General features: G+C 47.4%; 12 protein-coding genes. 7 read left to right on the top strand and 5 right to left on the bottom strand.

The genetic code is table 11. The features are described from left to right. From dnaK to J0895_RS15400, 4 genes are all read right to left on the bottom strand, one after another. Window positions 1-1966: molecular chaperone DnaK (dnaK, locus tag J0895_RS15415; protein WP_242541346.1), on the bottom strand; the 1966-nt coding region annotated here is incomplete at its 3' end. Between the two features lie 589 nt (window positions 1967-2555). Continuing rightward, window positions 2556-2894 carry a hypothetical protein gene (locus J0895_RS15410; protein ID WP_207088931.1) on the bottom strand — a complete coding sequence of 113 codons (339 nt, stop codon included), beginning with the start codon at window positions 2892-2894 and terminating at the stop codon, window positions 2556-2558. Between the two features lie 14 nt (window positions 2895-2908). Further along, entirely contained in the window at window positions 2909-3292 is a 384-nt protein-coding gene (locus J0895_RS15405; protein WP_207088930.1) for a hypothetical protein, read from the bottom strand. Window positions 3293-3319: 27 nt separating this feature from the next. Then, entirely contained in the window at window positions 3320-3760 is a 441-nt protein-coding gene (locus J0895_RS15400) for a hypothetical protein (protein ID WP_207088929.1), read from the bottom strand. A gap of 47 nt (window positions 3761-3807) precedes the next feature. On the opposite strand from J0895_RS15400, the gene J0895_RS15395 reads away from it, so the two are divergent. From J0895_RS15395 to J0895_RS15380, 4 genes are all read left to right on the top strand, one after another. After that, window positions 3808-4071 (top strand): hypothetical protein, encoded by a 264-nt coding sequence (locus tag J0895_RS15395; protein WP_207088928.1) that lies wholly within the window; start codon window positions 3808-3810, stop codon window positions 4069-4071. Window positions 4072-4388: 317 nt separating this feature from the next. Next, the gene (locus J0895_RS15390) at window positions 4389-4952 is read left to right on the top strand and encodes a VanW family protein (RefSeq protein ID WP_242541345.1); all 564 of its coding nucleotides are present in this window, start codon (window positions 4389-4391) and stop codon (window positions 4950-4952) included. A gap of 235 nt (window positions 4953-5187) precedes the next feature. Beyond that, window positions 5188-5535 (top strand): hypothetical protein, encoded by a 348-nt coding sequence (locus J0895_RS15385; RefSeq protein ID WP_207088927.1) that lies wholly within the window; start codon window positions 5188-5190, stop codon window positions 5533-5535. Between the two features lie 48 nt (window positions 5536-5583). Next, complete coding sequence (locus tag J0895_RS15380) at window positions 5584-6885, top strand: DNA cytosine methyltransferase (protein ID WP_207088926.1); 1302 nt, start codon at window positions 5584-5586, stop codon at window positions 6883-6885. 77 nt (window positions 6886-6962) lie between these two features. Here J0895_RS15380 and J0895_RS15375 read toward each other — a convergent pair whose 3' ends face one another. After that, a complete protein-coding gene (locus tag J0895_RS15375) occupies window positions 6963-7325 on the bottom strand; it encodes a response regulator transcription factor (protein ID WP_207088925.1) in 363 nt (120 codons plus the stop codon). 379 nt (window positions 7326-7704) lie between these two features. On the opposite strand from J0895_RS15375, the gene J0895_RS15370 reads away from it, so the two are divergent. From J0895_RS15370 to crtB, 3 genes are all read left to right on the top strand, one after another. Beyond that, window positions 7705-7845, top strand: coding sequence for a hypothetical protein (locus J0895_RS15370; protein ID WP_207088924.1), 141 nt, complete (start codon window positions 7705-7707; stop codon window positions 7843-7845). A 566-nt stretch (window positions 7846-8411) separates the two neighbouring features. Further along, the gene (pds, locus tag J0895_RS15365) at window positions 8412-9794 is read left to right on the top strand and encodes a 15-cis-phytoene desaturase (protein ID WP_207088923.1); all 1383 of its coding nucleotides are present in this window, start codon (window positions 8412-8414) and stop codon (window positions 9792-9794) included. Window positions 9795-9894: 100 nt separating this feature from the next. Next, a complete protein-coding gene (crtB, locus tag J0895_RS15360) occupies window positions 9895-10821 on the top strand; it encodes a 15-cis-phytoene synthase CrtB (RefSeq protein ID WP_207088934.1) in 927 nt (308 codons plus the stop codon). The last annotated feature ends 39 nt before the right edge of the window (window positions 10822-10860 follow it).

Here is a 10860-nt window from a genome sequence, read left to right as displayed (position 1 = left end):
GGGGTCCGCGACTATCTCCGGGATAGATTTCTCGCGGTTGCCGATAGGCAGTCTCGAAGAAATCATCTTTCACAGACTCTCGTTCCGGTCGGTCTTCGGTAAATGCACGGCGGATTGAGCCAAAAATACTCTCTTCCTCTTCCGTCTCTTGAGTGCGCCGATAAATCTCCCGGTTGATTTCGTAGACTGCATCTTGAAGGTCAGACTGGGCTAAGTCAATTCCCCGTTCGTCCCCACGTTCTAAACTCTGGCGTAGGTCGCGGATGGCGGTTTCAATCCGGCCTCGATGAGGGGCGACAAATTGAATTCCATAATCCAAAGTTGCCTCTCGGAGTTGACGTTCAGCTTGATAGGCTAATGCCTCGACTCGGTTGCGTTTCTCCACTCGTTCCCGGCGTTCGCGATCGACTTGGGCATATTCATCAGCCTCCTGAATCATCCGCACCACTTCCGATTCGCTGAGTGTAGATGCCCCCTGAATCACCACACTCTGCTCACGCCCAGTCATGCGGTCTAAGGCAGTCACCTGCAAAATTCCATTGGCATCCACATCAAAGGATACTTGAATTTGGGGAACTCCCCGAGGTGCTGGAGGAATTCCGGTCAATTTAAACCGTCCCAGGGATTTATTATCGGCGACCATTTCCCGTTCCCCCTGGACGATATGAATTTCTACGACGGTTTGATTATTTTCCGATGTAGAAAAGATATCAGAACGCCGGACGGGAATGGTGGTGTTGCGGGGAATTAATTTTTTCATCACCCCACCGATGGTTTCGAGTCCGACGGAGAGGGGAGTGACATCTAATAGCAGGACATCGCGGATTTCTCCGGCGAGAATTCCGGCTTGGATGGCGGCACCGACGGCAACGACTTCATCGGGGTTAACGTTTTGATTGGGTTCGCGATCGATTAAGCTACGGACCAGTTCTTTGACCAGGGGAATCCGGGTAGAACCGCCGACTAGGACGACTTCATCGATTTGGGCGGGACTCATTCCTGCGTCGGTGAATGCCCGCTTGAGGGGAATGCGAAGTCGTCGAATTAGGTCGCCGCAGAGGGCTTCAAATTGCGATCGCGTCAGTTTGGTTTCGAGGTGTTTGGGTCCTTCTGCCGTGGCGGTGATAAAGGGCAGGTTGACATCGGTGACTTGCACCCCAGAGAGTTCAATTTTGGCTTTTTCCGCCGCTTCAATCAACCGCTGCAAACTTTGGCGATCGCGCCGCAAGTCTACATCTTCGTCAGTCAGGAATTGCTCCGCCAGCCAGTCTACAATTTTCTTATCGAAATCATTGCCCCCCAACTGGGTATCCCCCGCAGTAGATTTCACCTCAAACACCCCATCCCCGACATCCAGGATGGAAACGTCAAAGGTGCCGCCCCCCAAGTCAAAGACGAGAATGGTTTTATAATCTAGCTGGTCGAAGCCATAAGCTAATGAGGCTGCCGTCGGTTCATTGATGATCCGCTTCACATCCAACCCAGCAATTCGTCCGGCGTTGCGCGTCGCCTGTCTTTGAGCATCATTAAAATAAGCCGGAACCGTAATCACAGCGCCGGTTACAGGTTCTCCCAGATAACGACTGGCTTCATCCACCAGTTTCCGCAGAATCATCGCCGAGACTTCTTCGGCAGAGAAGTCTTTTTTCAGACGAGGACATTTGATTTTGATGTTGTCCTCTTCATCGCGCCGAATGGTGTAGGGAACTCGCTTGGAGTCCGGGGAAAGTTCCGCATAGCGGCGTCCCATGAACCGTTTCATGGCATAAAAGGTATTTTGGGGATTGAGTACCGCTTGCCGTCGGGCCATTTGCCCGACTAGCTGTTCCCCTTCTTTGCTAAAACCGACTACGGAGGGAGTTGTCCGCGTTCCTTCTGCATTGGCAATCACCACCGGCTTGCCTCCCTCCATTACTGCGACCACTGAGTTGGTTGTCCCCAGGTCAATGCCGACTACTTTGCCCATGCTGTTGTCTCCACCTCTCGTGTTTTACTGCTTGGATTAACAATTAAACTGATTTCGGTTTGGTTGGCTAGTTAGAACTTTTTACAAGAAGCGATCGCCCCCAAATAGTGGCGACATAACAGTTAACCCTAAGTTGCAATACCCAGGATCTTGCTTTCTGACTTTATTCTATCTTGCCTCAGCACTGTAGGGGTTTTGGCCTTGGTCACCCTGACTCTACCCTTGGGTTGCTGGGAAAATCCACAAGTTTCCCAGCAACCCTATCAGGACTAGCCCAGTCAAGGTGGTGGCAAAGAACTCAAAACCCTTGAACACTTGTAGGGTTTTGCTTATCCGTTTTTGAGTTGAATCAGGTCAAGACCCGGGGTGGGTACTGCCCACCCTACAATTGCTGAAGTTAAAAGTAGGGTGGGCACTGCCCACCTACAGGATTAAGGTGGGCAGTGCCCACTCTACTACTTTTGGTCTTGAGTCGGTTTTCTGGGGCTAAACTAGAGATTGAGGAGTTTTGCCGATCGCCTCGGTGGAGGGCCCGGTTAATCATTGAGGAAAAAAGGGAACCACTTCAGTCACGGAAGACCGGGAGGCGTTATGAGTAGCGTCCTTTTTTGGATTTGATGACTTGAATCACATCATCATGTTTTTGTCCTTCAATAATATCCTTGAGATGAATTTCTCCGTTGATATATTGAATGTGCAATCTCCACCCTGATATTTTGTCAATATCGGCTCTATAAATGGCATATTTTTTGATATTACGAACTTTGTGAATCCGAGTTTTAGGAAAGCTCCGATTGATATGACACGAAGCATCCTCAAGTTCGGCTAAGGCTTCAAGAAAATTGAGTTTTAAGCTGTCGTTGGGAAGAATTTTTAAGGCTTCATGGATAATCCCATACTCATCATAGAGTTTTAAAGTCTGTGACATTTTGGCAAGAGGGGTTAAGTAATGAGTTGAGCTTCTTCAGATTCCTCACGCAAGTCTTGATACATAGATTCGACGAACCCATTGATGTTTTCTTGGATTTTATCAACAGTAAAAACTCGAAACAAAGTAAATATGATTTGACCAAAAATCGGGTCTTCATCAATTGACAAAATCACTCGTTTTTTTTGAGTTACCCTGAGCATATAGAGGGAAGATTCATAGCCCTGAACATGAGATGGTATTTTGAGTCCCACGAGTTTAGGAGAGGAATAAATTCCCTTTTTTTCAACCGAAATCACACAATTGTTTATCGCTTCAATAACCAGATTTTTGTCAAGAGAATCAAGTTTATTGAGGTCTTTTTCAAATCGCTTAGTGGACTCAATTAAAGTTTCCATAGTTCTGAATCAAAGTTGATAATTTTTTCAAAGAGTCTGCACCGCATAGAACTCTCGACTACTCGGAAGCCCCAGAGGTGTTCCCTGATGATTGGGGTTGTTGTTGGGGTCATGGTTGGACCTGGGTTCTGACTTTATTCTATCTTGCATCAGCACTGTACGGGTTTTGGCCTCATACCAAGTCCGGTTTTTATAGACCTTTGAGAACCGGATTCCGGATAAATCCCCAAAATATCGGGTTTTTCTCGCTTGAGGGAGTTGACTTTTGGTCGGGAGTCGGTTTTCTGGGGCTAAACTAGAGATTGAGGAGTTTTGCCGATCGCCTCCCTGTAGAGGGTTGGCAGGCAAGCAGCAAGATTGATGGTGTGAGGGGCGAGACTTACCGATTCCCGGTTTATCCTGAATGCCGTACAAATGGTACGGTTTATGACCCGTTTCGGGTTCATTCAGGAGGGATAGCCGGATCAAGGTCAGTCACGAATCGACGTTACCACATTATTCCCAGGAGTTGGAAAATGTCGTCGTTTGGATATTTTCGCCTAAAACCCCGGCCTGAACATATTCGGGCTGTACTTGAAGCTTTGAAGCAACAAGATGCGATCGCCCCACAAGAGTTGGCTAAATTGTCTGGATTGACCTTAACTCAGGTCAAATGTGCTCTGAATGAATTAGAACTCAGAGCAAAAATCAAAATTCTCCGTCGCGATTCTACCCCCCGGGTCCGCGTTACCTTGGTCAAGCGATGGGAATGCAACAGTCCAGACCTCAAAACTTGTTAGTCTATTTTGCGATTGTGGGAGGCTTGATTAAGCCTTAAAAATGTTAAACCCTAGCCCTGTTAAACGGGTCAATTTAATGACAAAAAATTGTTGTTTCATGTAGGGGTTTGGTCTCCAAACCCTCTGCCCTTATGTAGGGGTTTGGTCTCCAAACCCTCTGCCCTCATGTAGGGGTTTGGTCTCCAAACCCTCTGCTTTGTCTGTACCAAGGTTGTAGGGGTAACTTTTACCCTTCTCGAAATCTAGTCTAATTTCTCGACTAGAGATTATTTGTTTAAAGCTATCGGGTGCGATTTTTTTTACTTTCTTGAAAACCCATGAAGACTAATTTATTCAAGTTTCTCCTTAAGTTTAAATCTGCCCAAATTCTCACTAAAATCAAACAAGCGATTCCGTCTTCTTTCAAGCGAAAGGGAAAAGTTACCCAACGATATGCCTCAGATTTAATCACAGGTAACCTAGGGAAATTTGTCAAATCCCCCTCACTCTCACTGGGGCTTTTAGAGTTATTTGAGATTCAAATAACTATCCGTCAAATTATCCCCAATAACAGTTATTTAGAAAATAAAAAGCATAATTTAGCAACAGCGATCGCCTGCATCGAAAATATCCCCATCCACCCAGGCCAAATCTTTTCATTTTGGCATTTAGTCGGAGAAGCCAGTCCCCAAAAAGGATACCGAGAAAGTCGGGCGATCGTCAACAATCAACTGAAATATGAGTTTGGCGGCGGATTATGTCAAGTACCCGGACTCCTGTATGTTTTAATCCTCAAAGCCGGTTTAAATCCCCTAGAACGACATCCCCATTCCAAAGATATCTACACCGAAGAAACCCGCTTCGCCCCATTGGGTTCCGATGCCACAGTGGTTTATGGGTAAAAAGATTTTCGATTTCAAAACACCTTATCTGTTCCCCTCTGTTTCCGCTTCACCCTCCTCGATGAAGCCATTATCGCTGAACTCTGTTCCCCTCAACCCCTGGAAGAATTCAGGGTAGACTTTAAAGTAGAACAACTAGCAGAAGGCATTAAGCAAGTGGAAACCCTCCGCTATTCTCAACTCACCGACTCCCTGGAGAAAATCAATACCACGATTTATCCCCCCTTGGACCCTAATGCTTCTATGTTGTAATTTTATCTCAGAAAACCCAAGGGCGATCGCTTTTATGCACCTGGCATTTTTGTCCAGTTTGTGGGATAATCTATTACAAAAACTCCATGATTATCGCACGCAACAAATGGAATCTAAAGAGTGGGTAATCACGCAACTGTATAATCAATTCTTTCACCAACCCACCAGCCAATTATTTAAACTCCACGCACAACTGGATAAATTGGTAATGCAAGTCTATCGCTTTAATGAAACCGATGATATTTTAGAGAAGTTGCTGAAACTCAATGTAGAACTAGCCGAAAAAGAACAAAGCGGTGAGTTCGTTTTAGGACCCCAGGCACCGGATTAAATCAAACCGAATCATGGTAAACTAGAGAACCGATCGCCATTCTCATCTATGAACCCCCAAACTAGACCCATTGCTGTAGATTTATTTGCCGGTGCAGGGGGGATGACCCTCGGTTTTGAACAGGCGGGTTTTGATGTACTGGCAGCATTAGAAATCGACCCGATCCACTGTGCTACCCATGAATATAATTTTCCAAAATGGAAAGTTTTGTGCAAAAGTGTGGTAGAAGTAACTGGGGAAGAAATTAGAAACCAGTCGGAAATTGGCGATCGCGAGATTGATGTCGTTTGTGGCGGTCCCCCCTGCCAAGGCTTTTCCCTGATGGGTAAACGTGCTTTAGATGATCCGCGCAATTCCCTGGTATTTCACTTCATCCGCATCGTTACTGAACTCCAACCGAAGTATTTCATAATGGAAAATGTTCGGGGATTAACCCAGGGTCAACATAAGCAGTTTTTAGAAGAAATAATTGCTCAATTTCATGACTCGGGTTATGAGGTTTTGAATCCCTATCAAGTGTTGAATTCAGCACATTATGGTGTTCCCCAAAATCGAGAACGGCTCTTTTTAATCGGATGTCGCGAGGGATTGTCGTTCCCTGAATATCCCACCCCAATTACGAACCCCCCGGGATGCAAATTATCACACTTATCTGAGCTTCCCTCAACGCCAACGGTTTGGGAGGCGATTCAAGATTTGCCTAGGGTAGAAGAGTATGCTAAATTGCGCGATCGCGACTGGCTGACTTACAAATACAAACCTGCCAGTGAGTACGGGACTCAAATGCAGGGAATTTCCGGAGAGTCTCACAATTATGCTTATCCCCGTAAGTGGGATAGCCGTATTCTCACGGGCAACCATCGCACTCAGCACAGTCAAGGTGCGATCGCCCGATTCAAAGCTACCTTACCCGGCAAATCTGAACCAGTCAGTCGCTTCCACAAGCTAGATTCCAATGGATTATGTAATACATTAAGAGCAGGAACTCCCAGTAACCGAGGCGCTTATACTTCCCCTCGTCCGATTCATCCGGTTGAACCCCGATGTATTACGGTGCGGGAGGCGGCGCGTCTGCACTCTTACCCGGATTGGTTTCGGTTCCATGTCACGAAATGGCACGGATTCCGTCAAATTGGGAATTCTGTTCCTCCACTTTTAGCCGAAGCGGTTGCCGCAGAGATTATCCGGGTGTTAGGGATAGCACCAATTTCTCCCTCTGTCCTGATGCTGCTAGAAAATCCAGAGTTACTAAAACTCACCATGTCTGCGGCAGCAGCACAGTATCAAGTCGATCCGCACACCATCGAACCGCGATCTCGCCGACCCGCAAAACCTCAAGCCTCCGTATAAGGGTCCGGCCCTCGAACAGGCGAGGGCATCGGTTGCTTGACAGCTACTCCACAGTCTGACGCCACCCCAGAAGCGGATCAGCGCAAGAGTTGTTTAATGGTTTGAATCAGTTCTGCCGGACGAAATGGTTTCGTGATGTAGGCATCCGCTCCTTGTTTCATCCCCCAATACCGATCAAACTCTTGACTTTTGCTCGTACACATGATAACGGGAATATTCTGGGCTTTCGGGTCATTTTTTAACCATCGACAAAGTTCATAACCGTTCATTCTGGGCATGACAATATCGGTGACGACTAAATCCGGAGGCTTGGCCTGAATTTGTTCTTTGGCTTGTACTCCATCGGATGCTTCAATCACTTCCAAACCGCTTTTTTTCAGAATGTCCGATACCATTTCGCGTACTGTACCGCTATCATCCACAATTAGAATTATACTCATCGCTCCCTCCGTAATTTCTGGTTCTAAAGGTTTGGCGTATAATTCATCGTTCTTTTAATGCCAAGATGCTGTTGGCAAGGTGAGTGAATTATTAAAAGTAAACCCATAAAACTTAACAAGTTGATAATAATGGTTATTCTCTAGGGTCATAATTAGTCTGTCATGAGATTGTCCTGATCGCTACTCCTTTATATTGCTCTGATTTGTCCAAACCGGATGGGTCTATGGAGAGGATGCACCACTTTAAGACCGCTTGCTCTAAAATGGAACTCGCCCTGGGGAGGGCATCCCTTTGTCCGAGGGATCTGTCACTGAATGAGCCTGGGTTCTGACCGGATTCCGTTTGACAATCGGACCAGAGGGTGACTAGACCTTTGCCGTGGGAATCCAGGGGCTAAACCGAGGCAGGAGCAATTCTGAACCCTTTTGCGATCGCTTTCCTACATTATGGGCAGTAAAAACCCAAAGTATCTCTATCATCGCACGGGCCAAGCTCAGTGCGATCGCCAAATTCTGTTGAACACGACCACAGTGTCAGAGTCAGTGATCACATTGGGAATAACAATGCTTAGACTGCTTCAACCTCTGTGTTCTGGACCCATTCACCTTGTATTGGGTCAGCCTGACGGCCTCTGACTCCACTAAACCGAGTCAATGGCAGATTATAGCATTGAATTTAGGGCCATCAACTCAAGGGCGATCAGAATTTCATCGCTTCCAAAGCTAGGGCATCGGTATCCTATTAAAAATGCCTTTCATCCCCTGTCCCTACGATTCAAGGGAGGCTTGACTGCGGGAAAATAACAATTTGGAAAGAAGGAATTGTTAATCTGTTATTTTCTGACGTAAAAATCGCGGTGGTGCTGTTGGGGAAAAATAGTTGATACTCAATTAACAATAAGTTATTCCGGTTGCCCGAGGGGATTAGAGGGTGCAGTTGGAGATCGCCCCAGAGAGTCAAGAATTTTATTTTGCAAAAACGAAAGTAAAAAAAAGAAAATGTAACAGTTTGCAAAGGTATAATGAGAGGCAACTCAAAAAACTTAACACTATCTTAAAGAATCTCAACAAGGGGATTATTACCAAATGCGCGTGGCGATCGCAGGAGCGGGTTTAGCAGGACTTTCCTGCGCGAAATATCTGACCGACATGGGTCATACCCCCATAGTCCTGGAACGCCGGGACGTGCTTGGGGGGAAAGTAGCAGCATGGAAAGATGCAGACGGGGACTGGTACGAAACCGGGCTGCACATTTTTTTTGGGGCCTATCCCAATATGTTGCAACTGTTTGCCGAATTAGGCATCGAAGACCGGCTGCAATGGAAAGAACATACGATGATCTTTAACCAGCCGGAGGCCCCGGGAACTTACTCCCGGTTTGATTTCCCGGACCTGCCTGCCCCTCTCAATGGGGTAATGGCAATCTTGGGAAATAACGATATGCTAACCTGGCCGGAGAAAATTAAGTTTGGCATCGGCCTGATTCCAGCAATGGTGCAGGGGCAGAAATATGTCGAAAAGATGGATAAATATTCCTTCTCCGAATGGCTGAAACTGAAAAATATCCCACCGAGGGTAGAAAAAGAAGTCTTCATCGCCATGTCCAAGGCGCTCAACTTCATCAACCCCGATGAAATTTCGGCAACCATCCTGCTGACAGCACTGAATCGGTTTTTGCAAGAGAAAAACGGGTCAAAAATGGCGTTTTTAGATGGATCCCCGACAGAACGGCTCTGTCAACCCATCGTGGACTACATTACCGAACGCGGGGGTGAAGTCCGGTTAAACGCACCGATTAAAGAGTTTTTGCTCGACGAAGACGGTGCAGTCCGGGGATTTGAGGTCCGAGGCATCGAGGGAACACCTTCCTCAGTCTTGACCGCAGATATTTACGTCTCGGCGATGCCCGTGGACCCTCTAAAAGTGATGTTACCGGAATCCTGGCGGGAGATGAAATATTTCCAGCAACTCAAGGAGTTAGAAGGGGTGCCGGTGATTAACGTGCATCTGTGGTTTGACTGTAAACTTACGGATATCGATCACTTGCTGTTTTCGCGATCGCCCTTACTGAGCGTCTATGCGGACATGAGCAACACCTGTCGGGAATATGCTAATGCCGAGCGATCGATGCTGGAATTGGTCCTCGCACCGGCGAAAGACTGGATCTCCAAATCTGATGAAGAAATTGTCAACGCCACCATGAAAGAACTGTCCAATCTATTTCCCGATCGCTTTTGTGGTAACAAACCGGCTAAATTAATAAAATATCACGTCGTCAAGACGCCCAGGTCGGTGTACAAAGCAACTCCCGGACGCCAAAATTACCGTCCCTCTCAAATCACACCGATCCCCAATTTCTATCTGACGGGCGATTACACCATGCAACGTTATCTTGCCAGTATGGAAGGAGCCGTACTTTCTGGTAAGCTGACAGCGCAGGCCATTGCGAGCCGTCAGTCCCAGAATTAATAATTTTAGAATTTAGATATTAGTAGTGGCCTACAACTCAAAATCCCTGAATTCCCAACCCAGAATTCTGGCATCTAAAGACGCTCCTTGCTTGCAACCAATGCTGCAACTGTCCGAACAACCCCGCATGAAAACGCTGGCTTCCTTAGACGACGCTTATGAGTTCTGTCGCCAAATTACAGCGAAATATGCCCGCACCTTTTACCTGGGTACGCTGTTGATGCCAGAAGCGAAACGGCGGGCTATTTGGGCGATATACGCTTGGTGCCGTCGCACAGATGAATTGGTGGACGGACCTGGGGCGCGGTTTACCACCCCAGAAACCTTAGATCTGTGGGAGGGTTACCTCGAATCGATCTTTGCTGGAACTGCGATCGAAGATTCTGATGTAGCGATGGTCGATACGGTGGAACGCTTTTCCCTGGATATCCAGCCCTTTCGGGATATGATTTCCGGGCAGCGGATGGATCTGTACCGCAGTCGCTATCAAACCTTTGAGGACCTTGAGCTGTACTGCTACCGCGTAGCCGGTACGGTGGGCTTAATGTCCCTGCCGGTGATGGGAATTGCGCCCCCGGTCCCGTCCTCTCCTTGGGACAGTCCCGAACCTTCGGATCCATCGACGGAGGCGATCGCCCTCGGCATTGCCAATCAACTGACCAATATCCTGCGGGATGTGGGGGAAGATGCTCGTCGAGGTCGGATTTATCTGCCTTTGGAAGAACTGGCTTTGTTTGACTACACCGAAGAGGACCTTTTGAATGGGGTCGTCGATGAGCGATGGGAGCAACTGATGCGTTTCCAAATTCAACGCGCCCGCAAGTTCTATGTCAAGGCAGAAAAGGGCATTCTCGCCCTGAATCCCGATGCTCGGTGGCCCGTCTGGTCCGCCACGATGCTTTACAGCCAAATTCTCAATGCGATCGAGCGCAACGAATACGATGTATTTCGTCAGCGGGCGGTCGTCCCCCGTTTTCGCAAGATGATCTCTTTGCCTTTAGCATGGCTCAGGGCGCAAGTTCTGTAAGGAAAACTGGTTTAGATAGAGATTTTCGGCGATCGCATC

Origin of the sequence: Phormidium pseudopriestleyi FRX01 (genome assembly GCF_017313335.1) — a bacterium.
In the GTDB taxonomy this organism is placed as follows: domain Bacteria; phylum Cyanobacteriota; class Cyanobacteriia; order Cyanobacteriales; family Laspinemataceae; genus Laspinema; species Laspinema pseudopriestleyi.
This window is presented reverse-complemented; position numbering and strand designations above follow the sequence as displayed.